Here is a 24,800-nt window from a genome sequence, read left to right on the forward strand (position 1 = left end):
AACCATGCGCATCACCACCCGGGTCGCCAAGACCGGCACCCTCGTCCTCGTCGCCGCCGGCCTGGGCGGTGCCGTCCTCCACGGCCTGCCGGAACCCGCCGACCACGCCGTGGAGCCGACCACGACGAAGGACGTCGCGTCGTGGGCCATGCCGCTCGACGGCTGGGTCGCTCCGGGCGGTCACGAGCAGGACTACGTCGAGATGCTCGTGGAGTTGCCGTGCTTGCGAGCAGCCGGACTCGACGTCCCAGCACTGCCGTGGGCCACGGTCGACGGGCTGCACGCGGCCGATGACGCGATGGACTCCACCGCCCGGGCGAACCCGTCACCCGCGCTGGCCACCACCCGCCCGCTCACGGCCGAGCAGGCGGAGTCCCGCGGGTACCACGGTCCTTCGACCGCTGGCGCGAACCGCGACGGCTGGGAACGGTGGGCGTACGCGCCGGGGTTCAACGATGCCTTCGCCGCTCTCCCGGCCGGTGCGTCCGAACGCTGCCTGGAACGCACGCGCCGGTCACTCGGCACCGGTGGCGGTGGGCAGGAGGCGTCCGAGACGGCGCAGCGTCTCACGTTCCTGGCGTCGGTCGCCGCCCGGCAGGACCCGACCGTGGCGAGGGCCGCGACCGCCTGGCGGACGTGCATGGCACCGAGCGGTCTGACGGACCTCCCCTCCGGGCCCGAGGGCATGCCGACCGGGTCGATGCGGGTGCTCAAGGTCGACGGTGACCAGGTGTCGCCGCTCTCGGACGAGGTGGGCGCCGCCGAGGTCGCGGTCGCCGAGCGGGACGTCCGCTGCCAGCGCTCGGCGGGGTACCGTCAGGCCCTGTACGACGCCGAGTGGTCGCGCCTCCTGCACGTCACGGCGCGCGATGCGGCCGTCCTGGCGGCGACGGAGCCCGACCAGGCGACCCTCGCCGCCCGGCTCGACCGTGTCGTCGAGCGGCTCGCGCCGGACGCGCCGACGGACGTCGACTGACACCGCGAGCGACGGAAGACGACGAAGGGGAGGCCCCGCGCACGACCCGCGCCGGGCCTCCCGTCCGTCGTGCGCCCGATCCACCGCGCGTGCGACACGCCCGGGCCGGTACTGGTAGGCTTGACCACGACTTCGGCGAGGGCCGCGTACGCGCGGCCGTGATCGACGCAGTGGGAGACCCGGCCAGACTCTGGGACCGTTCCTCACGCGTGCACGCGTTCGAGTTGCAACACCACAGACCCCCGATGCCGGCACTCCGGCGTCGTCCCCGACACCAGGAGGCATCATGGCTGACTACACCAAGCTCGCGGCGGAAGTCCGCACCAAGTTCGGCAAGGGTGCGGCGCGCAAGCTCCGCGCTGCCGACAAGATCCCCGCCGTCGTCTACGGCCACGGCACCGAGCCGAAGCACATCAGCCTGCCGGGCCACGAGACCATGCTGCTCGTCCGTACCGCCAACGCGGTCGTCGACCTCGACATCGAGGGTGCGGCCCAGCTCGCCCTCGTCAAGGACGTCCAGCGTGACCCGGTGCGCCAGATCATCGAGCACATCGACCTCGTCGTCCTCCGCCGTGGCGAGAAGGTCACCGTCGACGTCCCCGTGGTCGTCGAGGGCGAGTCCTTCTCCGGCACCATCCACGTGCAGGACCTCAACACCGTCTCGCTGCTCGTGCTGGCGACGGACATCCCCGAGCACGTCGTCGTCGACGTCGAGGGCCTCGAGGACGGCAAGCAGATCGTCGCCTCCGAGCTGACCCTCCCCGAGGGCGCCGAGCTCGAGACCGACCCCGAGGCACTCGTCGTGCAGATCGTCACCCCGCGTGGCACCGCTGACGACGAGGCCGCTGACGAGGCCTCCGCCGAGGCCGGCGCCGAAGCCGGTGCCGAGGGCGGCTCCGCCCCGGTCGACTCCGAGTAAGCAACACCCCGAAGAGGCATCTGGTCGACGCTGATGGCAGATCGTTCGTTCGTCGTGGTCGGGCTCGGGAACCCCGGGCCCGACTACTCGGGCAACCGCCACAACGTCGGCCAGATGGTCCTCGACGAACTGGCCGCCCGCATGGGTGCCACGTTCAAGAAGCACAAGACCCCGAACCAGGTCGCCGAGGGGCGCCTGGTGCCGGGTGGCCCGAAGCTCGTCCTCGCGAAGCCCGGGTCGTTCATGAACACCTCCGGGGGACCGGTCTCGGCCGTCCTCGGGTTCTACTCCGCGTCGCCGGAGGACCTGATCCTGGTCCACGACGAGCTCGACCTGCCGTTCGACACCGTGCGCCTCAAGGGCAACGGCGGGCACGGCGGCCACAACGGCATCCGTGACGTCATCAAGGCGACGAACACGAACGAGTTCGCCCGGGTGCGGGTCGGCATCGGCCGTCCGCCCGGTCGCCAGGACCCGGCCGACTACGTGCTGCGTGACTTCGCCGCAGCCGAGAAGAAGCTGCTGCCGAACCTGCTGGCCGACGCCGCCGACGCGGTCGAGGCGATCGTGACCGACGGCCTGCTCGCCGCGCAGCAGCGTTTCCACGCGCCCGCCTGACCGCAGGTCCTGACACCGGACCGGACGGGAGGCACGTCACGGCCCCGCCACGCGCCTCCTGTTCGCCCGTCGCGCACGGGGCGACCGCTGTCGGGGGCCGCCGGTACCATCGTGTGAGTGACGATCTCGGGCCTCATCCCTGCGCTCTCGCGCGCCTCCTCCTTCGATCGTGCGCTCCGTGCCGCTCCTCGTGACGCCGACTTCTCGGTCGTCGACGGGCTCCGCGTGCCGCTGTTCGCCGCGCTCCTGGCCGCTCGCACCGGCCCGCAGTGCGCCTTCGTCATCACCGCCACCGGCCGTGAAGCCGAGGCGGTGCGCGACGCCCTGAGCTGCACGATCCCGGACGCCGACGTCCTCGAGTTCCCGGCGTGGGAGACCCTGCCGCACGAGCGCCTCAGCCCGAGCCCGCAGACCGTCGGCACCCGCATCGCCACACTCCGTGCACTGCAGCGCTGGCAGGACACCCCGGCCGACGAGCGTCGCACGACCGTCGTCGTCGCCAGCGTGCGTGCGGCCCTGCAGCCGATCGCCGACAACCTCACCGAGCTCGCCCCGGTCGTCCTGCACACCGGGTCCCGTGGCAACGACCTCAGCCGGCTCGCCTCCCAGCTCGTCGACCTGGCCTACGCCCGCGTCGACCTGGTCACCCGTCGTGGCGAGTTCGCCGTCCGCGGTGGCATCCTCGACGTCTTCCCGCCGACCGCCGTCCACCCGGTCCGTGTCGACTTCTTCGGCGACGAGATCGACGGCGTCAAGGCGTTCTCCGTCGCCGACCAGCGTTCGACGGAGGACGACCTCGGCTCGGTCGAGCTGACGGCCTCCCGCGAACTGCTCCTCAGCGACGACGTCCGGCAGCGGGCGCGCGAGATGCTGCACGAGTTCCCGAACCTGTCCCAGATGCTGGCCAAGGTCGCCGAGGGGATCCCGGTCGAGGGCATGGAGTCCCTCGCACCCGCACTGGTCCGCAAGCTCGTCCCGGTCACCGACTACCTGCCCGAGGCAGCGACGATCGCGGTGTTCTCGCCCGAGCGGGTCAGCGGTCGCGCGCACAGCCTGGCCGAGACCAACCAGGAGTTCCTGCAGGCCGCCTGGAGCGCCGCGGTCGCCGGGGCGCAGGCGCCGATCGACCTCGACGCCGGCAACTTCATGACGGTGCAGCAGCTCAAGAACACCCGCGGGCAGCGCACATGGTGGACGGTGTCGCCGTTCGACTCCGGTGCCGACGAGCCGATCACCGACTCCGACGCCGTGGCCGAGGCGGGGGAGTACATCCGCGTGCCGGGCGAGTCGATCCCGAGCTTCGCGGGCAGCGCCGACGGAGCGGTCGCCCACGTCAAGGAGCTCACCGCCGACCAGTGGGCCGTCGTGGTGACCGCCCAGGGCCAGGGGCTCGTCGAACGGGCGGTGCAGGTGCTTGCCGACGCCGGGGTGGCCGCGCGCGCCGGGGCGTTGGACGGGCCTCCCGAACCGGGTGTCGCCATCGTCACGACCGCCAGCGTCGAGCACGGGTTCGCCGTCGCCGACCCGCGCATCGCGCTCTTCAGCGAAGCCGAGTTCTACGGCCGGAGCGTCCAGCAGGGCGCCCGGACGGTCAAGAAGCTGGCGAGCCGCCGGAAGAACGTCGTCGACCCGCTGCAGCTCAAGCCGGGCGACGTCGTCGTGCACGCGACCCACGGCATCGGCAAGTTCGTCGAGCTCGTCAGCCGAGAGGTCTCGAGCGGCGGCCGGAACGCCGTGAAGCAGCAGCGTGAGTACCTGGTGCTCGAGTACGCGCCGTCGAAGCGGAACTACCCGGGCGACAAGCTGTTCGTGCCGACCGACCAGCTCGACCAGCTGTCGCGGTACGTCGGTGGCGAGAACCCGACCCTGTCGAAGATGGGCGGCTCGGACTGGTCCGCGGCGAAGTCCAAGGCGCGCAAAGCCGTCCGTGACATCGCCGTCGACCTGGTCAAGCTGTACTCGGCTCGGATGGCGTCGAAGGGGCACGCGTTCGGCCCGGACACCCCGTGGCAGCGCGAGCTGGAAGAGGCGTTCCCGTTCGCGGAGACCGCTGACCAGTTGACCACCATCGACGAGATCAAGCGCGACATGGAGAGCCCGATCCCGATGGACCGGCTGCTCTCCGGCGACGTCGGCTACGGCAAGACCGAGGTCGCGATCCGTGCGGCGTTCAAGGCCGTGCAGGACGGCAAGCAGGTCGCGGTCCTCGTGCCGACCACACTGCTGGTCCGTCAGCACATGGAGACGTTCCAGGAGCGCTTCGCCGGGTTCCCGGTGAACCTCCGCGCCCTCAGCCGGTTCCAGACCGAGAAGGAGTCGAAGGAGACGCTCGCGGGCCTCGCCGACGGCACGGTCGACATCGTCATCGGCACACACCGGATCCTGTCGCAGAACGTGCAGTTCAAGGACGTCGGACTCGTCATCATCGACGAGGAGCAGCGGTTCGGCGTCGAGCACAAGGACCAGCTGAAGAAGCTCAAGACCAACGTCGACGTCCTGGCGATGTCCGCGACGCCGATCCCGCGCTCGCTCGAGATGGCGGTCACCGGCATCCGTGAGATGTCGACCCTGGCGACCCCGCCGGAGGACCGGCACCCGATCCTCACCTTCGTCGGGCCGCAGTCCGACCTGCAGGTCGCCGCGGCGATCAAGCGCGAGATGCTCCGCGAGGGGCAGGTGTTCTACGTGCACAACCGCGTCAAGGACATCCAGTCGGTCGCCTCCCACCTGGCCGAGATCGTGCCGGACGCCCGCATCGGCGTCGCGCACGGGCAGATGGCGGAGGGCACGCTCGAGCAGGTCATGGTCGACTTCTGGGAGCGCCGGTTCGACGTCCTGGTGTCGACGACGATCATCGAGACCGGCCTGGACATCGCGAACGCGAACACGCTGATCATCGACAAGGCCGACAAGTACGGCCTGTCACAGCTGCACCAGCTGCGCGGCCGGGTCGGTCGTGGCCGGGAGCGCGGCTACGCGTACTTCCTCTACGACGCCGAGAAGCCGCTGTCCGAGACCGCGCAGGACCGCCTCGAGACGATCGCCGCCAACAACGAGCTGGGCGCCGGCATGCAGGTCGCGATGAAGGACCTCGAGATCCGCGGCGCGGGAAACCTGCTCGGTGGCGAGCAGTCCGGCCACATCGCGGGCGTCGGCTTCGACCTGTACCTCCGCATGATCGGTGAGGCGGTGTCGCAGTTCCGCGGTGACGTCGCCGAGGGGCAGACCGAACTCCGGCTCGAGATCCCCGTCGACGCGCACATCCCGGACGACTACGTCGAGTCCGAGCGGCTGCGCCTCGAGGCGTACCAGAAGCTCTCCGCCGCCTCGGCCCCGGCCGCGCAGGCCGAGGCGATCGACATGGTCCTCGACGAGCTCACCGACCGCTACGGCACCCCGCCGCAGGCGGTCCTCACCCTCATCGAGGTCTCTCGTCTCCGCCGGATGGCGCAGCAGGTCGGCCTGTCCGACGTCGTCGTGATGGGGTCGAACCTCCGGGTCGCCGGCAAGGAACTGGCCGATTCGGCGCAGGTCCGGCTGAAGCGGATGTTCCCGGGGGCGCGCTGGTTCCCGCAGCAGGACGCGGCGAGCATCCCGGTGCCGAAGCCGCACGGCGAGACCCTGCCCGACGACGCGCTCATCGGCTGGGTGGAGAGCATCCTCACCGCCGTCTACGGCGCTCCGGCGCGCGAAGAGGCGTCGACGGTCTGACCGGCGATCCGACGTGATCGTCGCTCGCACCTGACGGACGGGAGGCCCGTGGCGGATCCGCCACGGGCCTCCCGTCCGTCAGACGGTCGCTACTCGGTCGCCTCGGCTTCGGAGAGCTCGCGACGCTGCCGGTAGCGGCGGGCGCGGACCGACACGACGACCGCGGAGGCGACCATCGCGATGCCGGAGCCGACGAGCACGGCGAGGACGCCCTCGTCGACGATCTCCTCGTTCGCGGCGAACGCCAGCTCGTTCATGAGCAGCGACACGGTGAACCCGATGCCGCCGAGGACCCCGACGGTCATCACCGAACCGAACGACAGGGTCGACCGGCCGGGCCCGCGGAACAGCCGACCCGCGACCGTGCCGAACAGGGTGATGCCGATGACCTTGCCGACCGGCAGCGCCAGGACCACACCCCAGAACGTCGGCGAGAGCTCAGCGATCCCGACCGCGGGGATGACCACCGCGGCGGAGACGAAGGCGAAGACCGGCAGGACGATGGCGTTCGACCACGGCTCGACGTGCTCGTGGAGCGTGCCGCCCGGACGGCGGGGGAGCACCAGGCCGAGCGCGACGCCGGCGATCGTCGCGTGCACCCCCGAGTGGTACACGAGCCACCAGGTCACCAGGCCGATGATGACCATCGCGACGATGAGGAACGGCTGCGCCCGGCTGCCAGGGCGCAGCCGTCGGCCGAGGACCGCGAAGACCACGAGCAGGACCGCCGCACCGCCGAGCGCTAGGAAGTCGGTGCCGTGCGCGAAGACCACCGCGATGATGACGATCGCGATGAGGTCGTCGAGGACGGCCAGGGCCAGCAGGAACACCCGGATCGTGGAGGGCAGGCCGCGACCGAACATCGCCAGGACTCCGAGTGCGAACGCGATGTCCGTCGCCGTCGGGATCGGCCAGCCGTGCGTGTACGGGGTGCCGGAGGTGACGAGCAGGTAGACCAGCGCCGGGACGAGCACACCGCCGACCGCTGCGATGGCGGGGACCACGGCGGTCTTGGGGTTCGCGAGTTCGCCGGCGACGAGTTCGTGCTTCAGCTCCACGGCGACGAGCAGGAAGAACACCGCCAGCAGGCCGTCGCTGACCCAGTGCGCGATCGACAGGTCCAGCCCGATCGCACCCCACGGGGTGTGCCAGTCGAGGCCGCGCTCGAGGCCCGGGCCGAGCGCGGTGTTCGCGATGACCAGGCCGAGGACGGCGGCGGACAGCAGCGCGATGGCGCTGAACCGGGGGGAACGGACGAAGGAGGGCATGCGACTCCGGAGGCGATTCGGGTACGGGGAACGGATCGTCGACCAGACTTCCCGACACGCCTCGACCATCCTACCGGCTGCACCCGCTGTCCGATCGGCGCCCGACGAGTCCGATCGGCGCGGAGCCGACGGTGGCAGCATGGCGGCATGACCTCCGTTGACGAACTCGTCGCCGTCGTGGACCGCCTGCTCGACCCCGAGCACGGATGCGTCTGGAACCGCGAGCAGACCCATGCGAGCCTCGCCCGCTACGCCGTCGAGGAGACCTACGAACTGGTCGACGCCATCGACGGCGACGACACCGACGAACTACGCGAAGAACTCGGCGACGTGCTCTATCAGGTGGTGTTGCACGCCGGGATGGCCGCGCACCAGGGGCGCTTCGACCTGGACGACGTCGCCGACGGTGTCCGCGAGAAGATGCAGCGCCGCCACCCGCACGTCTTCGGGGACGAGGAAGCGCACACCGTCGAGGACGTCGTCCGGGTCTGGCGTGCCGCGAAGGCCGCCGAGAAGGCGGGACGCAGCAGCGTGTACGCCGGAGTGCCGCGGGCGATGCCGCCGCTCGAGCGTGCGGTGAAGCTGTTCGAACGACTGGAGGAGCGTGGGGACCTGCACGCAGCGGTCGCCTCGGTCGCGGACGGCAGCGTCGTGGAGCAGGTCGGGGCGGACGTCGGGGTGGACGTCGGGACCGCTGGTCTGGCCGTGGACGAGGCGGTCCAGCAGCCGTTCGGCAGCCGTGTCGACGTCGCCTGGGGAGCGGGGATGCTCGCCGAGGTGGCGGTGGTGCACGAGCAGGGGATCGACCCGGTGGCCAGCCTGCGGGCGGCGGTGACGCTGCTGGAGGCGGCAGCTCGCCAGGCGGAGGAAGAGTCGGCGGTGGCACCGGACACCACGGCACCGGACCCCGCAGCGGAGTAGGGCGCCGTAGCGGTGCTGGACTCGGCGCCGGAGCGCGCGCACGGAGACGAAGAGCGGGCGTCCTCCTAGCCCGAAAAAGGAGGACGCCCGCGAGCGGGAGAAGACGCCACCAGGGAGCAACGTCGTCAGGGGATCCCGCTCGAACCGCGTGGGCGTTTGCAGCACTTGCCCTCGCTGACGACCGATGCGTGGATCAGGCACCCACCGGCCGAGGTTCTGGATGAAGCATATCAGCGGACACCAGCGGTCTGCAACCGCCCCCGGTGCTCTGCGAGAATCGACCACATGGCGACGACCGTGACGGCCCCCCGGGGCATGCGAGACCACCTCCCGGCCGACAAGGCGCGGCGCGAGCACGTGCTCGGCGTCATCCGGGGTGTCTACGCGCGCCACGGGTTCGACGAGATCGAGACTCCCGTGCTCGAGGACGCTGCTCGCCTGCACTCGGGACTCGGCGGCGACAACGAGAAGCTCGCGTTCGCGGTCATGAAGCGCGGCCTGGGCGTCGACGACCTGCACCGGGCCGAGGCTCCGCTGGAGCTCGCCGACCTCGGCCTCCGGTTCGACCTGACCGTGCCGCTCGCCCGCTTCTACGCGTCCCACCGCGCCGAGCTGCCCACCGTCTTCCGTGCCGTGCAGATCGCGCCGGTCTGGCGGGCCGAGCGACCGCAGAAGGGCCGCTACCGCCAGTTCGTGCAGTGCGACATCGACATCCTCGGCGAGCCCGGGCAGCTGGCCGAGATCGAACTGATCCGTGCGACCACGGCGGCGCTCGACGCCCTGGGCATCGCCGGCACGTCGATCCGCATCAACGACCGCCGGATCCTGCTCGCGCTCCTCGCCTCGTGGGGGATCGCCGAGCAGGCGGCCGCCGACCGGGCGCTCATCACGGTCGACAAGCTCGACAAGATCGGACCGGACGGCGTCGCGAAGGAACTCGGCGAGACGCTGGAGATCGACGGCGCCGGGCTCGCCGACACGATCCGCGCGCTCGAGTCCGCCGACTGGGACAGCGTCCGCGGCGCCGCGTGGTTGGACGCCGAGGCCTTCGCGGACCTCGAGCGCCTGCGGGCCGCGCTGCCGGGCGTCGACCTGCGCTTCGACCCGACGCTCGTGCGCGGCATGGGGTACTACACCGGGACGATCTTCGAGGTCGCCCACCCGGACTTCGGCTACAGCCTGGGCGGCGGCGGGCGCTACGACGGCATGATCGGCCGCTTCCTCGGCCAGGACGTGCCGGCGGTCGGGTTCTCGCTCGGGTTCGAGCGGCTCGTCGACCTGGTCACGCTGCCGGACGCCGACGCGGACGACGCCGTCGTGCTCGTGTACGACAAGGACATCGACCCGGTGCGCCTCGCCGCACTCAAGACCGAGGCCCTCGGGTCGCACCACCGGGTGCGCCTCGAGAAGCGCACGAAGAACATGAAGAACCTGCTCGCCGGCCTGGTGGAGCAGGGCTTCGGGTCGTTCGCGACGGTGGACTCCGACACGACGACGCTCGACGGCGTCGTGTTCCGGTCGCTCGCCTGATCGACGCCCACCGGTCATCCACAGGCCGCCGTCGGCAATGACCGGCGTCGCTAGGATCGACCGTGAACCACAACAACCCAACGACAGGGAGTACCCAGTGGCAGTGATCGATGCCGTAGGCGCACGCGAAGTCCTCGATTCCCGAGGCAACCCGACGGTCGAGGTCGAGGTCCTCCTGGATGACGGCGTCGTCTCGCGCGCGCTCGTTCCCTCCGGTGCCTCCACCGGCGCCTTCGAAGCGTACGAACTGCGTGACGGCGACGACTCGCGTTACGGCGGCAAGGGCGTCCTCAAGGCCGTCGAGGCCGTGCTCGACGAGATCGGCCCGGCGCTCGAGGGCTTCGACGCCACCGACCAGCGCCTCGTCGACGCCGCGCTCATCGAGCTCGACGGCACCGAGAACAAGTCCCGCCTCGGCGCGAACGCGATCCTCGGCGCCTCGCTCGCCGTCGCCCGTGCCGCGGCCGACTCGGTCGACCTGCCGCTGTTCCGCTACCTCGGTGGCCCGAACGCGCACACGCTGCCGGTCCCGCTCATGAATGTCGTCAACGGCGGTGCCCACGCGGACACCAACGTCGACATCCAGGAGTTCTTCCTGGTGCCCTACGGCGCCGAGTCCTTCTCGGAAGCGCTCCGCTGGGGCGTCGAGACCTACCACGCGCTCAAGGGCGAGCTGAAGAAGCAGGGTCTGGCGACCGGCCTCGGCGACGAGGGCGGCTTCGCTCCGGAGCTCGCCTCGAACCGTGCAGCGCTCGACTTCCTGCTCGCCGCCATCGAGAAGGCCGGCTTCACCCCGGGCAAGGACATCGCGCTGGGCCTCGACGTCGCCAGCACCGAGTTCTTCCACGACGGCAAGTACGCGTTCGAGGGCAAGCAGCTCTCCAGCCAGGAGTTCACCCAGTACTTCGTCGACCTGGCACGCGACTACCCGCTCGCCACGATCGAGGACCCGCTGGCCGAGGACGACTGGGAGGGCTGGACCCACCTGACCGCCGAGCTCGGCTCGAAGCTGCAGATCGTCGGCGACGACCTCTACGTCACGAACCCGAAGCGTCTGCAGCGCGGCATCGACGAGAAGGCCGGCAACTCGATCCTGGTCAAGGTGAACCAGATCGGCACGCTGACCGAGACCCTCGACGCGGTCTCGCTCGCCCAGCGCCACGGCATGACGGCGATCCTCTCCCACCGCTCCGGCGAGACCGAGGACACCACCATCGCCGACATCGCGGTCGCGGTCGACGGCGGCCAGATCAAGACCGGTGCGCCGGCCCGTTCGGACCGTGTCGCGAAGTACAACCAGCTCCTCCGCATCGAGGAAGAGCTCGGCGACGCCGCGGTCTACGCCGGCCGCTCGGCGTTCCCGCGCTCGGCCTCGCTGTAACCAGCACCCTCGGAACGCCGTCCTCCCCGCTGGGGAGGGCGGCGTTCTGCCGTGTCCACGAGCCGGGGGCGTACCCGGGGAGGTGCGGCGGGCCTCCCGACCGAGACGCCCCCGTCTGCGGATGGCGCCGCGCTCTGGGTGAGACGCCGCGGATCACGGCGGTGTCTTGCGAACTTCGCGGCGTCTCGCGGACTTCACGGCGTCTCGCCGTCAGACCGGGAGGCCCGTGGCGCGCCTCCAGACCGGCTTGCCGTCCCTGAGAGGGTCCGGCACACGCGCGTGCCGCAGGTGGCGGACCCCCGGCGCCGCGTTATCGTCGAGACGTGCCCAGCCAGAAGCCCCGTGTCCGCCGCGTCCCCGTGGCGATGCCCGAGGGAGCCGCCGCGGAGCAGCCCTGGTACCGTTCCCTGCACTTCTCCGGCTTCAGCCTGCTGATGCTCGCCATCATCGTGCTCTTCGTCGTGGTCCTGGCGCCCTCGCTCCGCACCCTGGTGCAGCAGCAGGAGCAGATCACCGGCATGCAGCGACAGGTGGCGGCGCAGAAGGCCGACGTGGCGCAGAAGAAGCACGACCTGGCGCGCTGGGACGACCCCGCCTACATCGAGGCGCAGGCCCGCGACCGCCTGCTCTACGTGTACCCCGGCGAGGAGAGCTACCTCGTGATGGGTGCCGAGAAGGGCACCACGGCGACGCCGGCGCCCACCACGGACTCCGGGACGCCGGTCAGCTCGAGCGTGCAGACCCCGAAGGTGGACTGGGTCCAGTCGATGCTGTCCTCGGTGCTGCAGGCCGGCCTGTCCGACGAGACCCGCAGCGAACTCGAGCGCAGCGGCAGCACGGACAGCACGGACAGCACGGACAGCGGCTCGTCATCGAAGTAGGGCCGACGCCGGGATTCCGGTAGGCTCACGTCCCCGTGACGACCCCTCCGTTCGACCCGCCGACCGCCCACGACGTCCGGGTGGTGTCCGCCCAGCTCGGACGTCCCGCTCGTGACGTCATCGGCATCGCGGCGCGCTGCGTCTGCGGCAACCCGACGGTCGTGTCCACGAAGCCCCGCCTGGGCAACGGCACCCCGTTCCCGACGCTGTACTACCTGTGCCACCCCGCTGCCACCGCGGCGGTCAGCACCCTCGAGGCGAACCAGGTCATGCCCGAACTGGCCGCCCTCCTCGAGGACCCCGACACCGCTGAGCAGTACCGCCGCGCACACCAGGCGTACCTCGACGACCGCGAGTCGATCGAGCACGTCGAGGAGATCGTGGGCATCAGCGCGGGCGGCATGCCCACCCGCGTCAAGTGCCTGCACGCGCTCGTCGGTCACGCCCTCGCCGCCGGCCCCGGAGTCAACCCCATCGGCGACCTCGCGCTGGAGCGCGCGGACTGGTCGCCCTCCCGGTGTGAATGCCGGGCATATGATGAGGATGCAGACGCCGGAGTCGGGGCGGGTGGCGGCGAGAACTGACCAGCCTCCCAGCAGCTCACCCCACCCCAAGGAGAACACGAACCGTGCCCAAGATCCTCGTCGTCGGCGGCGGTTACGCCGGCTTCTACACCGCCTGGAAGCTCGAGAAGCACCTTCGCAAGGGCGAAGCCGACGTCGTCATGGTGGACCCGTTGCCGTACATGACGTACCAGCCGTTCCTGCCCGAGGTCGCCGCCGGCTCCATCGAGCCGCGTCACGCCGTGGTCTCGCACCGCCGTCACCTCAAGTCGACGCGCGTCGTCACCGCGAAGGTCACCAAGGTCGACCACGCGAACCGCACCGCGACGATCACCCCCGAGCTCGGCGAGCCGTGGGAAGAGTCCTACGACCAGATCGTCATGACGGCCGGCGCCGTGTCCCGCACGTTCCCGATCCCGGGCGTCGCGGACGAGGCCATCGGCCTGAAGACCATCGAAGAGGCCGCCGCGATCCGCGACAAGATCCTCACCAACTTCGCCAAGGCCGCCAACATGCCGGCCGGCCCCGAGCGGCAGCGTCTGCTCACGGTCGTCGTCGTCGGTGGTGGCTTCGCCGGCATCGAGGTGTTCGCCGAGCTCCGCTCCTTCGTGTCCGACCTGCTCAGCAGCTACCCGCAGATCGCCTTCGAGGACACGCACTTCCACCTGGTCGAGGCGATGGGCCGCATCATGCCCGAGGTCTCGCTCGAGACCTCGCACTGGGTGCTCAAGAACCTCGCCGAGCGCGGTGCCACGGTGCACCTCGAGACGCAGCTGGCCTCGGCCGTGGGCGGCGTCTGCCAGCTCAAGGCCAAGGACGAGTCGATCGAGGTCATCGAGTCCGACCTGATCATCTGGACCGCTGGCGTCATGGCGAACCCGATGGTCAAGGGCACCGACTTCCCGCTCGAGCCCCGCGGCCGCATCACCGTGCAGCCCGACCTCCGCATCGTCGACGAGGACACCGTCATCACCGACGCCTGGGCCTGCGGTGACGTCGCGGCGGTCCCGGACCTCACCGGCGGTGGCGTCGGCGGCATGTGCGTCCCGAACGCCCAGCACGCGGTCCGTCAGGCCAAGCAGCTCGCCAAGAACCTCGTCGCCACCATCCGCGGCGAAGCGACCGTCGACTACAAGCACGAGAACCTCGGCGCCGTCGCGGGCCTCGGTCTCGGCATCGGTGTGTTCCAGTCCGGCAAGTTCGCCATGAAGGGCTTCCTCGCCTGGGGTGCCCACCGCGGCTACCACGGTCTGGCCATGCCGTCGTGGGAGCGCAAGATCCGCGTCGTCGGCGACTGGGTCGGCAACTTCTTCCTGGGCCGCGACATCGCGTCCCTCGACGACCGCGAGACCCCGCGTGCGGCGTTCGAGGCCTGGGCCTCCCGCCCGAAGCCGGCCGTCGAGGCCGCTCCGGAAGCGGAGTCCCCGGCCGCCGGCCAGCCCGCGGATGCAGCGGGTCCCGCCTACGCGACGCCCGCCGAGGACGTCTCGAAGGAAGCCGCGCCCGTCGGCGCCGGTGAGTCGGCGAAGACCGAGTAAGCAGGCCGAGCGGACAGCTCGAGCACGTCCGAGAGCGGGCGGTCACCCCATGGGTGGCCGCCCGCTCCCGCGTCGGTAGGCTGATCGGGCCCGACCGGCCGCGGTCGTGCGCCCCCGTGGCCCAATCGGTAGAGGCACGCGACTTAAAATCGCTGAGTTGTGGGTTCGAGTCCCACCGGGGGTACGAGAACCGGACGGGCACCCGACTCAACATCGCTGAGTTGTGGGTTCGAGTCCCACCGGGGGTACGAGAACCGGAGGGGCACCCGAACCGGACGGGCGCCCGGACTCGTTACGCTGACCCTGTGGTCGGGATCGGGAGCGCGCTGACGAACCTCCGGGACGCCCTCCGGCGCCCCGAGGCCCACGTCGAGGTCATCGACGGCGAGACCGTCCCGATCGGCATGCTCCTCGGCACGCTCGGCGCCCTGCTGCTGGACGCCGGGAGCTCGGTCACCGACGTCCGCTCGGCCCTCGAGAAGACCCGCGACGCCGCCGGGGTCGACGGCCTGGCGATCGGCGTCCTGCCGGCGCTGGTGATCGTCAGCGAGGCGGCCACCGGTGCCGCCACCATCGTGAACGCCGAGGGCATCGAACTGTCGTTCCGGCAGTCCGCACGCGCGAACCGCCTGGTCCTCGGACTCGAACGGGGCGCCATCGCCCTGGCCGAGATCCCCGCACGGGTCCGCAGCATCCGGCAGGGCACCCGTCCGCCGGCGCCGCTGCCCTGGGTGCTCGGCAACGCGCTGACGTCGGCTGGCCTGGCGGTCGTGTTCCGCTGCCCGTGGTGGGCGGTCCTGGTCGCGCTGGCGGTCGGCGCCCTCGTCGGTGTGATCGGTCTGCTGCTCCGGCGCTTCCGGGAGGCCATCGCCGTCGTCCCGTTCCTCGCGGCGTTCTGTGCGACCGCGGTCGTCGGGCTCGTAGCCGCGAGCACCGGGTTCGACCACGTCCCCCTCTACGCCGTCTGCGCCCCGGTCGCGGTGTTCGTGCCGGGAGCGCTGATCACCAACGCCCTGCTCGAGCTCACCGCGGCGGACATCGTCACCGGCTCGGCCCGGCTGATGCAGGGCCTCATCATGCTCGGCTTCATGGCGGCGGGCATCGCGGCCGGCAGCGCCGTCACCGGTCTGCACGTCGACCCGACCTCGGCGGCCCTGGTCGGTGAGGTCGCCGGCATCGGCACGGACCGCGCCGGGTGGGAGGCCGTGCCACCACTGTGGGCGTCCTGGGTCGCCGTCGTGGTCCTGGCGACCGGCATCAGCCTGGTCTTCGGGTCGGGCTGGCGGCTCACCGCGGCCTCGGTCGTCGTGATGGTCACCGCCTACGCGGTCGTCTCGTGGCTGACCCCGTTCAGCGGCAGCGTCGTCGCGACTGGGTTGGCCGCCGCACTGCTCTTCGTCGCGACGCGTGTGCTGGAGCGGATCGTGCCCGTCATCCCGGCGACGGTGTCCTTCCGTCCGGCGTTCCTGCTGCTCGTCCCGGGCACGGTCGGGCTGGTCGCGCTCTCGACCTTCGACGCCGGGGCCCTCGCGACGCCGCTCGCGACGTTCATCAGCCTCTGCGTCGGCACGAAGATCGGCGGCCTCCTGCCCGGCCTCTTCGCCCGCTCGGCCCCGACGCACTGACGCATAGGCGCGCGGACGCCCCAACGCCCGATGCACTGATGCACTGACGCGCTGACGCGCTGATCGGCGGAAGCATCGGCGTGCCAACGAGGTGGCGACCGGGCCGGGCCAGGCCGGGCCGCGCCCGACGGCGGTCCGGCGCACCCCGGCCCGCTCCGGTCGCCGGACACGGATCGGTGACGGTGCCGACGACGGACGGGAGGCCCGGTCGGGTCGCCGGACACGGATCGGTGACGGTGCCGACGACGGACGGGAGGCCCGTGGCGGGGCCGCGTCGAGCCTCCCGGCTGGTCGGACCGTCCGGTCCACCGGCCGCGCCGGACCCGGGTCAGGACCGGACGGCGGGCCCGTCGAACCGGAGCCATGCCCAGGCAGCAGCTGCCGCGACCAGGACCACGCCGACACCGGTCGCCATCGCGGCGACCGGGACGTGCGTGCCGGCCGCACCGGAGTAGACCGCGGCGGCGAGACCGACGCCGACCGCCGCGAGGGCCGCGTACCGGGGCCGGGAGACCGAGGCGAGTGCGGCGCCCGCCGTCCCGCGGAGGGGCAGCAGCGTGACGACCAGCGAGCCGAGGCCACCGACGCAGAGGGTGCTGGCGAACTCGGAGACGAGCGATCCGGCGAAGCCGACGGACGGGGTGACGCTGTGCAGGACCCAGCCGACGACCGCGAGGACGAGCAGCGCGACCGATCGCCAGGTGGCGCTCCGCGCGCAGGCGGCGACGCTGCGGCCGAGGTGCAGGGCGGCGGTGTCGAGGTCGGTCCGGGCCACCGGCACCAGCAGGACGCCGACGACGAGGGCGGGGGAGAGGTCGCCGGCACGGGTCAGCCCGCTCGCCAGGACCGCGGCGAGGAGCAGGCCGGGGGAGAGCCGGTACGTGACGGTGTGGCGGTCCTCGCCCGCGGTCCAGCGGGTGGCGAGGACGACGGCCGCACTGAGCACCGCGACTCCGGCGACGACGCCGATCGCGAGACGGACGTAGCGGGCCTCGAGGGCGATGCCGGTGCCGAGGAGGGCGAGCAGACCGGCGACGGCGATCCCGATCGTGACGGTGACCCAGCTCGCCACGGCGTCGTCACCGCGGCGGCGTTCCGAGCGGGTGCGGTTCCGGCCGGTGAAGCGGGCTGCACCGAACGGGATCCGTCCGCGCAGGGCACCGGCGAGGACCCGCCCCGGGCCGGCGACGAGCAGGAGGAACGCGGCGGCGACCCCGCCGGCGATGGCGAGGGTGCGCCACGAGAACGCGGACTGGATGGTGGGGACGGCGTGGTCGTACCCGGTCGCGACGGTCCAGTCACCGGCGGGACCCGTCCAGTCGGGGCCGCCGGCGTGGCTGCTCGGGCCTCCACCGGGCAGTGCGCTGCCGGGGGTCCCGTCGCCGCTGGTGCCCGTGCCGGTGCCGTCCGTCGGTCCGGTGCCGCCGGTCGGGCCTGCGCCGGACCCGCTGGTCGGGCCGGTGGTGCTGTCGGCGCTGCCGGGTCCGCTGCCGTGCGTCCCACCGCCGTGCGTCCCGCCACCGGGGGTGCCGCTGCCGGCTCCGCTGCCGGGGGTCGCCCCGGGCGTGCTGGTCGTCGGGGTCGCGGACGCGTCGCCGGTGACCCGGAAGGTGGTGGCGCTCGCGGCCGCCGAGGTGTTGCCCGCTTCGTCCTGTGCGACCGCCCGGATCTCGTGCGTGCCGGCGCGGAGGCTGTCCGCGACCCGGCAGGACCACGTCCCGTCCGCAGCGACCGACGCCCGGCACACCGCGGTCGAGTCGACGTACGCGGTGACGACCGTCTGTGGTTCGGCGGTCCCCGCGATGCGCACGCGCTGAGGACCGACGGCGCCGGATCCGGCCGGCGCGGTGATCCGTGGCGCAGCGGGCGCGGTCCGGTCGACGACGAGGGTCCGCGCGGCGGAGGCGGCGCTCCGGAGGTCCGACCGGTACCCGGTGGCGGTGCTCGCGGTCTGGGTGGCGCTGACACTGACGGTGCCCTCGGCCGGGGCGCTCGCACCGGATCCCCACCGGGCAGTCCATGTGCCGGCAGCGGTGACGACGGCGGTCAGCACCGCGGTGGAACCGGACCGGCTGACGGTGACCGTGGCGCCGGGGTGGCCCGTCCCGGTGACCGTCCCCGTGGTGGGCCGTCGGGCGTCGATGGTCGGCGGCACGATGACGTCCGACGGAGCGGCGTCGGCACTCGGCAGGGCGGAGGCCGTCGTGTCGAGGACGGTGAAGACCTGCGCGGGGCCGGAGCGCACCGTCCCGACGCAGGACCACGAGCCGGCGGTGCTCGTGAGGGCACGGCAGACCGAGGCCGAGGGGACGGCGGGTTCGGCGACCCGCACCTGGTGCCCGGGGGTCGCCCGTCCGGAGAAGCGGGCGAGGGCGGTGGTGATGTCCCCCGGGTCGACGATCGTCGGCGCGGTCGGGGTACTGCCGGAGGGCGGGGTGGGGGAGGGCGTCGGGGCGGGGCTCGCCGCGTCCCCGGCGCCGGGGGCCGGCACGGGGTTCGAGAAGACGGGGGCGGGCTTCGCGGCGTCGCTGTTGCCCGGATCGGTGCCGGTGCCGTCTTCGGTGGAGGAGCCGGTACCCGCGGTGGTCCCGCTGCCCGTGGTGCCGGTCGCCGTGGCGGTCCCGCTGCCCGTGGTCGTGTCGGCTCCGGGGAGCGTGGTCGCGAGGGCGGGCACGGATGCCAGGGGCAGGAGCGTCAGACCGAGTGCCGCGACCAGCAGGCGTGCCGCGGTCCTCCGGGGTCGTCGACGACGGGCGTCACCCCTGACGTCCTGGTGCTGCACGTTGTCCCCGGCCGTGTCCATCCTGTCCATCCCACGCGATCCGGGCGCTCCGGTCAACACCCCGCGCGGAGGAAGGCCCCGCTTCCGCGCCTCCGCGGCCGTTCCGGGTCGTTGTCCGGGTCCGTTCCGGATGCGCCCCGCGAACCGGGTGTGCATCACTCGGGAATCGGCCGTGAAGATCGGTCCTCAGCGAGGGCGCTCAGAGGCGCTCGGTAGGATCGATCCGGACCGCTGAGGTCCCACCCAGCGGGCTGCGGAGGTCCGCATGCAACTGCGGCCCGACGCGCAAAGGAGTACGCCCGAATGGACACCGGAGTCGTCACGACACTCATCGTGATCGGCGTTGTGGTCGTCGTCCTCGTGGTGATCGGGATCTGGTTCTGGTCGAGCCAGAAGTCCCTCACCGCGCTGCAGCACCGCGTCGACACCGCCTGGGCCGAGATCGCCGCCCACCTGCAGGAACGCGCCGAACTCATCCCCACCATCGTGGACACCGTGCAGGGTCATGCCGCGCACGAGAAGTCGGCGATCACGGCCGTGACCGACGCCCGCGCCGAGACCCTGGCCGCGCGCGATGCCGTCGCCGCTTCGGCTGCGGAAGGGCACATGCAGAAGGCGCTGAAGGGTGTGTTCCGCATCGCCGAGGGGTACCCGCAGCTGCAGTCCAGCCAGTCGTTCCTCGAGCTCCAGTCGCGGCTGGTGTCCACGGAGGACAAGATCCAGTCCGCCCGCCGGCACTACAACGGCGGCGTGCGCGAGCTCAACACGAAGGTGCAGTCGTTCCCGGCCTCGAGCATCGCGAAGCGTCGCGGTGTCGGCCAGGCGCCGTTCTTCGAGACCGCCGAACCGGCTGCGATCGCCGAACCGCCGCGGGTGCAGTTCTAGCGAGCCGCCCCGCAGGGAGCTGGTCGGTAGTCACCCGATCGGCCGTCACCCGATCGGCACGACCCCGAGCGCTGCCCGCAGGGCCCCGGCCGCTGTCCCGCGGTCGGTGACCTCGACCCCGTCGAGCCCCTGCCACGCGGCCGTCCGCCGCAGCAACGCGGCCAACCGCTCGACGTCGATCCGCGCTCCGGGCTCGTGCCAGGCCGTCCGGACGTGCAGCACACCGCGCTGCCGGTCGCTCTTCAGGTCGATCCGACCGACCAGGGCGTCGTCCTGCAGCACCGGCAGCACGTAGTACCCGAACACCCGCTTCGGTGCCGGTGTGTAGATCTCGATCCGGTAGTGGAAGCCGAACAGCCGCTCGGCCCGGGGACGGAACCACACCACCGGGTCGAAGGGGCTGAGCACGGCGTCGACCTCGACCCGGCGGGGCACCCGGGCGTCCACGTGCATCCATGCCCGGTCGCGCCACCCCTCGACCGACACCGGCACCAGTTCGCCGGCGTCCTGCAGCTCGGTGATCGCGGCAGCGGTGTCGTCGGAGCGCAGCCGGTGGTGGTCGGCCAGATCTGCACGGGTGCCGACACCGACGGCACGGGCCGAACGGCGGACGAGCTCCCGCACGGCGTCGGCCCGGTCGGGGGCGGCTGCGAAGTACCCCGACGGCAGCACCTGCTCCGGCAGCGCGTAGACCCGCTCGAACCCGGCGCGTCCGGCACTGACGACGTTACCCCAGCGGAAGAGCTGTTCGAGCCCGTGCTTCACGTCGCTCCAGCCCCACCACGGACCCCGTCGGACGTTCGACTCGTGTTCGACGGCGCTCGCGGGCATCGGCCCCTCGGCGGCGAGCAGGGTCAGCAGCTCGGTCCGGACCCGAGCGGTCTGCTCGACGCCGGCGATGCGCAGTGGGTTCGTGGTGTCGCGCTGCCGGTACGCGTCCATCCGCCACCGGAACAGCCGGAGGTCGTCGCGGGGGACGAAGGCGGCCTCGTGCGCCCAGTACTCGATCCACGGGCTGCGCTGCGTCAGCGTCAACCGGTCGAGGGCGCTCTTGTCGTAGGGACCCAGGCGAGCGAAGAGCGGCAGGTAGTGACTGCGCTCGAAGACGTTCACCGAGTCGATCTGCAGGACCCCGAGTCGGGCGAGGCCGGCCGACACCGCCCGGGTCGGCGCGAGGGCGGTCGAACCGGTCGTCGGCGCCCGGCCGAACCCCTGCGCGGCCAGGGCGACCCGGCGGGCCTCGGCGGCGGAGAGCGTGGTCCTGACCATGACGGGAACGCTACCGAGCCCCGCCGACGCCCGGATCAGCCCGGCGTCGGACGTCACACATGCCGCGACCGGCACCTCCCCGGTTCCGCGTGGATACAGTGGCGGAATGGCATGGGGAAAGAAGACTCATCCCGACCCCGTGGTCGAGGACTCGGTACCGCTCGGCATGCGCATCGCGGGGGCGTTCTCGTGGCGCGTGCTCGTCGTCGCGGGCGTCATCGCCCTCTTCATCTGGCTGATGACGATCTTCAGCGAGATCCTCGTCCCCTTCCTCATCGGCGTCGTGATCTCCGCCCTGCTCGTGCCGATCTCGAACCGGCTGCAGCGCTGGCACGTCCCGAAGTGGCTCGCGGTGATCATCAGCCTGCTGGGCGGGCTCGCCGCGGTGGCCGCCCTGGTGTGGCTCGTGATCGACCAGATCATCGCCTCGTACCCGTCCCTCCGCGACCGCACGGTGTCCCAGTACGGCAACGTGCGGCAGTTCGTGCTCAACTCCGGATTCGGGATCTCACAGAAAGACGTCAACCAGTGGCTCGATGAAGCCACGAAGTGGGTGCAGGACCACTCGGGCACGATCCTGTCCGGCGTCGCGAGCGCCGGGTCGAGCGCCACGCACGTCTTCGAGGCGCTGTTCATCATCCTCTTCACCACGATCTTCCTGCTCATCGACGGCAAGAACGTCTGGCGCTGGACCGTCCGACTCTTCCCGCGCAAGGCCCGCGCGACCGTCGACGGTGCGGGTGTCGCCGGCTGGATCACCCTGACGAGCTTCATCCGGGTGCAGATCTTCGTCGCGTTCGTCGACGCAGTCGGCATCGGTCTCGGCGCCTTCATCGTCGGGCTGTTCTTCGGCGGCATGCCCCTGGTGATCCCGATCGCCGCGATCGTGTTCCTCGGCGCGTTCATCCCGGTCGTCGGTGCGATCGTCACGGGCTTCCTGGCCGTCTTCGTCGCGCTCATCTTCAACGGGCCGCTCGCCGCCGTCCTGGTGCTCGGCGTCGTCCTGCTCGTCCAGCAGATCGAGGGCCACATCCTGCAGCCGCTCGTGATGGGCAACGCGGTCAAGGTGCACCCGCTGGCCGTAGTGCTCGGCGTGACCGCAGCCTCCGGTCTCGCCGGCATCTCCGGTGCGTTCTTCGCCGTCCCGCTCATCGCCACCCTGAACGCCATGGTCACGACCATCGCGAGCGGGCGCTGGCGGGGGCTCGACTCCGACCACGTCCTCGAGGCCACCCCGAAGCGCGGCCAACACGGGCGCATCCAGCTGCGGCGACGGCGGCACCAGGTCGGCGACGACGTCCCGGCGCCGGGCTCCGACGACGGTCCGGCCGCCGAGCCGGGCACCGCCAGCACCAACTGAGCGTCACGTGACAGCCGGACGCTCCGCGACCGACGATGATGGGACCGTGACCGACACGACTGCATCGCCGATCCCCACGCTCGCCGACATCGAAGCGGCGCGCGAGACGATCGCCGGCGTCGCCCGGGTCACGCCGATGGAGACGTCGAAGTTCCTCGAGGGGCTGCTCGGCTCCCCGGTGCACCTGAAGTGCGAGAACCTGCAGCGCACCGGCGCGTACAAGGTCCGCGGCGCCTACAACCGCCTGTCGACCCTGTCGGCGGCCGAGCGGGAAGCGGGGGTCGTCGCCGCCAGCGCCGGCAACCACGCCCAGGGGGTCGCCTTCGCCGCCCGCGAGCTCGGCATCCCCGCCACGATCTTCACCCCGGTCGGGGTCGCCCTGCCGAAGCTGCAGGCCACCCGTCGGTACGGGGCCGACGTGGTGCTCCGCGGCCACTCCGTCGAAGAGGCACTGTCCGCCGCGAAGGAGTTCGCGGCCCGCACCGGAGCCGTCTTCATCCCGCCGTTCGACCACCCCGCCGTGATCGCCGGCCAGGGCACGCTCGGGTTCGAGATCCTCGACCAGGTGCCCGACGTCGACACGGTCGTCGTCCCGATCGGCGGTGGCGGGGTCATCTCCGGCATCGCGATCGCCGTCAAGGGCCTCGCCGAACGCCAGGGCCGGACCATCCGGGTCATCGGCGTACAGGCCGAGAACGCCGCCGCCTACCCGTCGTCCATCGCCGCGGGGGAGCCGCTGACGATCACCACCTCGCCGACGATCTCGGACGGCATCGCGGTCGCGCGTCCGGGCGACATGAACTTCCCGATCATCCGGGACCTCGTCGACGAGGTCGTCACCGTCTCGGACGACGACACCGCCCGGGCCCTGCTCGTGCTGCTCGAGCGCGCCAAGCTCGTGGTCGAGGCAGCGGGCGCGGTCGGCGTCGCCGCGATCATGTCCGGCGCCGTGCACGACACCGGCCGGACCGTCGTCCTGCTGAGCGGCGGCAACATCGACCCGCTCATGATGGAGCGCATCATCACCCGTGGGCTCGTCGCCGCGTCGCGCTACATCGGCATCCGGATCATGCTGCCGGACCGTCCCGGGCAGCTCGCCCGCGTGTCCCAGATCATCTCGGACGCCGGCGCGAACGTCGTGGAGGTCCTGCACACCCGGCACGGCCAGGGGCTCGTCATCAACGAGGTCGGACTCGACCTGTCCATCGAGGCGCGCGGCCCCGACCACGCCGACGAGGTGATGGCCCGCCTGCAGGAGGCCGGGTTCCGTCCGGAGCAGCTCATCAACTGACGGGTCCTCCGCGCGCGGTCCCGAGACACCCGGAACGTCCTGGAGGCCCGCCACGGCTCCGACGTTCGGCGCGCGTCGGGCGCACCACGCGCCTCCCGGTCGGACGCGTCAGCGCAGCGCACGGATCCGCGCGCCAGGCGTCAGCGAGCCGTGAGGAGTGCCCCGCACGGGTGCTGCCGGGGCGAGGCTCGTCGGCATGACCTTGACCGCCATCCTCCCGTCGCTCCGTGCCTCGATCCCCGACCCGCTCGACCCGTCGGCCTGGCCGGCGCACACCGAGCCCACGACCGACGACGTGCGCGTCAGTGCGGTGTCGATGGCCCGGTTGGCCGACGTCGCCGGCACCCCGTGCGTGCACACGGCGGAGGAGGCACCGCCCCGCTACCGCTCGCGGGACTGGACCCCGCGCGGGATGAGCGTCGCGGTCGCCGCCGTGACCGGGGTGCGGCGGACGGACGGCGGCCTGGTGCTGGAACTCGACGCGGTGCTGCCGGCGTGCGCGGTGCTCGACGAGGCACGGTTGATCGGACGACGGACGACCGCGCCCCGGGCGACGGCGGTCGTGCGCGATGCCCTGGCGGACGGCGAGGGCGCGGACGCCGCGGTGCTCGTCGTGCCGGCGGACGTCGAGGTCGGGGACCTGGTGTGCTTCCCGTGCGGGCGGGCGCTGACCCACCGGGAGGTCGTGGTGACCCACCATGTCGCGCCGGTGTCGACAGCGTCGCCCGTCGTCCCCGCTCCGTTCTCAACTCCGGCCTCCGTCGGGTCGTCGCGATGACCGCCGTCGAGGGCGTCCGGACCCGGATCGTCGACGGCCCACATCGCTGGGGTCGGCTCGACGTCCGACCGGTCGGCCGCACGATGTGGGAGACCCGGACGCTCGTCGTCTACCCGCCCGGCACCGACCGACACGAACGGCTGCTGTTGCGCCTCGCGCACGCCTGGCCGCTGGCGGGCGTCGTGGTGGCGGGAGCGGCCACGGTCGCTTGGACTTCGGCGCCCGTGTTCGGTGCGCTCGTCGGGTTCGCCCTGTACGCGCTCGGGTTCCTCGTGCTGCGGTCGGCGACGCGGCGGCTGCGTCCGCTCGTCCGGTCGCTCACCGTGACGACGTTCCACGGCAGCGGCCGACCCGAGGTGCACGGCCAGGTGCACCTGTTCGCGGTGTCGCTCGACGCGCTGTCGGCGTTCGAGGACGCGCTGCGTGCGGGCAGGGTGGACGCGGTCGCGTTCGAGGCGGCCTGGGGTCACGTCTGGAACGCCCTGCCTGCGCGCTGACCGCCGC

The 24,800-nt window shown here is 72.0% G+C and carries 19 protein-coding genes and 1 tRNA gene; 17 read left to right on the forward strand and 3 right to left on the reverse strand.

What is annotated here, in order from left to right; genetic code table 11:
* Positions 1-4 precede the first annotated feature (4 nt).
* The 4 genes from DEI97_RS04045 (at position 5) to mfd (ending at position 6,224) form a co-directional block, all read left to right on the forward strand.
* Positions 5-976, forward strand: coding sequence for a hypothetical protein (locus DEI97_RS04045; protein WP_146248257.1), 972 nt, complete (start codon positions 5-7; stop codon positions 974-976).
* Between the two features lie 286 nt (positions 977-1,262).
* The gene (locus DEI97_RS04050) at positions 1,263-1,895 is read left to right on the forward strand and encodes a 50S ribosomal protein L25/general stress protein Ctc (protein ID WP_111076430.1); all 633 of its coding nucleotides are present in this window, start codon (positions 1,263-1,265) and stop codon (positions 1,893-1,895) included.
* Between the two features lie 33 nt (positions 1,896-1,928).
* Positions 1,929-2,513 carry an aminoacyl-tRNA hydrolase gene (pth, locus tag DEI97_RS04055; protein ID WP_111076429.1) on the forward strand — a complete coding sequence of 195 codons (585 nt, stop codon included), beginning with the start codon at positions 1,929-1,931 and terminating at the stop codon, positions 2,511-2,513.
* Between the two features lie 117 nt (positions 2,514-2,630).
* Positions 2,631-6,224: a transcription-repair coupling factor gene (gene mfd, locus DEI97_RS04060; RefSeq protein WP_111076428.1), complete on the forward strand. Its 3,594-nt coding sequence runs from the start codon at positions 2,631-2,633 to the stop codon at positions 6,222-6,224.
* An 89-nt stretch (positions 6,225-6,313) separates the two neighbouring features.
* Here the strand turns inward: mfd and nhaA are convergent, their stop codons facing one another.
* Positions 6,314-7,492, reverse strand: coding sequence for a Na+/H+ antiporter NhaA (nhaA, locus tag DEI97_RS04065; RefSeq protein WP_111076427.1), 1,179 nt, complete (start codon positions 7,490-7,492; stop codon positions 6,314-6,316).
* Between the two features lie 147 nt (positions 7,493-7,639).
* Between nhaA and DEI97_RS04070 the strand changes: the two genes are divergently transcribed.
* The 8 genes from DEI97_RS04070 (at position 7,640) to DEI97_RS04105 (ending at position 15,931) form a co-directional block, all read left to right on the forward strand.
* Positions 7,640-8,413, forward strand: a complete 774-nt coding sequence (locus DEI97_RS04070; protein ID WP_111076426.1) for a MazG family protein — start codon at positions 7,640-7,642, stop codon at positions 8,411-8,413.
* A gap of 285 nt (positions 8,414-8,698) precedes the next feature.
* On the forward strand, positions 8,699-9,943 hold the full coding sequence (hisS, locus tag DEI97_RS04075; RefSeq protein ID WP_111076425.1) for a histidine--tRNA ligase: 1,245 nt from the start codon (positions 8,699-8,701) through the stop codon (positions 9,941-9,943).
* Between the two features lie 97 nt (positions 9,944-10,040).
* Positions 10,041-11,324, forward strand: coding sequence for a phosphopyruvate hydratase (eno, locus tag DEI97_RS04080; RefSeq protein WP_111076424.1), 1,284 nt, complete (start codon positions 10,041-10,043; stop codon positions 11,322-11,324).
* Positions 11,325-11,647: 323 nt separating this feature from the next.
* Positions 11,648-12,205, forward strand: a complete 558-nt coding sequence (locus DEI97_RS04085) for an FtsB family cell division protein (protein WP_111076423.1) — start codon at positions 11,648-11,650, stop codon at positions 12,203-12,205.
* A 35-nt stretch (positions 12,206-12,240) separates the two neighbouring features.
* Positions 12,241-12,789 carry a DUF501 domain-containing protein gene (locus tag DEI97_RS04090; protein ID WP_111076422.1) on the forward strand — a complete coding sequence of 183 codons (549 nt, stop codon included), beginning with the start codon at positions 12,241-12,243 and terminating at the stop codon, positions 12,787-12,789.
* A 44-nt stretch (positions 12,790-12,833) separates the two neighbouring features.
* The gene (locus tag DEI97_RS04095) at positions 12,834-14,306 is read left to right on the forward strand and encodes an NAD(P)/FAD-dependent oxidoreductase (RefSeq protein WP_111076421.1); all 1,473 of its coding nucleotides are present in this window, start codon (positions 12,834-12,836) and stop codon (positions 14,304-14,306) included.
* A 110-nt stretch (positions 14,307-14,416) separates the two neighbouring features.
* Positions 14,417-14,490: transfer RNA gene (locus DEI97_RS04100), tRNA-Leu, on the forward strand.
* Positions 14,491-14,611: 121 nt separating this feature from the next.
* The gene (locus DEI97_RS04105) at positions 14,612-15,931 is read left to right on the forward strand and encodes a threonine/serine exporter family protein (RefSeq protein ID WP_181439377.1); all 1,320 of its coding nucleotides are present in this window, start codon (positions 14,612-14,614) and stop codon (positions 15,929-15,931) included.
* A gap of 328 nt (positions 15,932-16,259) precedes the next feature.
* Here the strand turns inward: DEI97_RS04105 and DEI97_RS04110 are convergent, their stop codons facing one another.
* Positions 16,260-18,734, reverse strand: coding sequence for an Ig-like domain-containing protein (locus DEI97_RS04110; RefSeq protein ID WP_284158326.1), 2,475 nt, complete (start codon positions 18,732-18,734; stop codon positions 16,260-16,262).
* 282 nt (positions 18,735-19,016) lie between these two features.
* On the opposite strand from DEI97_RS04110, the gene DEI97_RS04115 reads away from it, so the two are divergent.
* Entirely contained in the window at positions 19,017-19,598 is a 582-nt protein-coding gene (locus DEI97_RS04115) for a LemA family protein (protein ID WP_111076449.1), read from the forward strand.
* A 45-nt stretch (positions 19,599-19,643) separates the two neighbouring features.
* Here DEI97_RS04115 and DEI97_RS04120 read toward each other — a convergent pair whose 3' ends face one another.
* Positions 19,644-20,867, reverse strand: coding sequence for a winged helix-turn-helix domain-containing protein (locus tag DEI97_RS04120; RefSeq protein WP_111076451.1), 1,224 nt, complete (start codon positions 20,865-20,867; stop codon positions 19,644-19,646).
* Positions 20,868-20,973: 106 nt separating this feature from the next.
* On the opposite strand from DEI97_RS04120, the gene DEI97_RS04125 reads away from it, so the two are divergent.
* From DEI97_RS04125 to DEI97_RS04140, 4 genes are all read left to right on the forward strand, one after another.
* On the forward strand, positions 20,974-22,227 hold the full coding sequence (locus tag DEI97_RS04125) for an AI-2E family transporter (RefSeq protein WP_253467593.1): 1,254 nt from the start codon (positions 20,974-20,976) through the stop codon (positions 22,225-22,227).
* A 46-nt stretch (positions 22,228-22,273) separates the two neighbouring features.
* Positions 22,274-23,518, forward strand: a complete 1,245-nt coding sequence (ilvA, locus tag DEI97_RS04130; protein WP_111076447.1) for a threonine ammonia-lyase — start codon at positions 22,274-22,276, stop codon at positions 23,516-23,518.
* 196 nt (positions 23,519-23,714) lie between these two features.
* Positions 23,715-24,296, forward strand: a complete 582-nt coding sequence (locus DEI97_RS04135) for a hypothetical protein (RefSeq protein ID WP_111076446.1) — start codon at positions 23,715-23,717, stop codon at positions 24,294-24,296.
* Positions 24,293-24,793: a DUF6611 family protein gene (locus DEI97_RS04140; RefSeq protein WP_111076445.1), complete on the forward strand. Its 501-nt coding sequence runs from the start codon at positions 24,293-24,295 to the stop codon at positions 24,791-24,793. The genes DEI97_RS04135 and DEI97_RS04140 overlap by 4 nt, the downstream gene beginning before the upstream one ends.
* The last annotated feature ends 7 nt before the right edge of the window (positions 24,794-24,800 follow it).

The organism is Curtobacterium sp. MCLR17_032 (assembly GCF_003234795.2).
Classification (GTDB): Bacteria; Actinomycetota; Actinomycetes; order Actinomycetales; family Microbacteriaceae; genus Curtobacterium.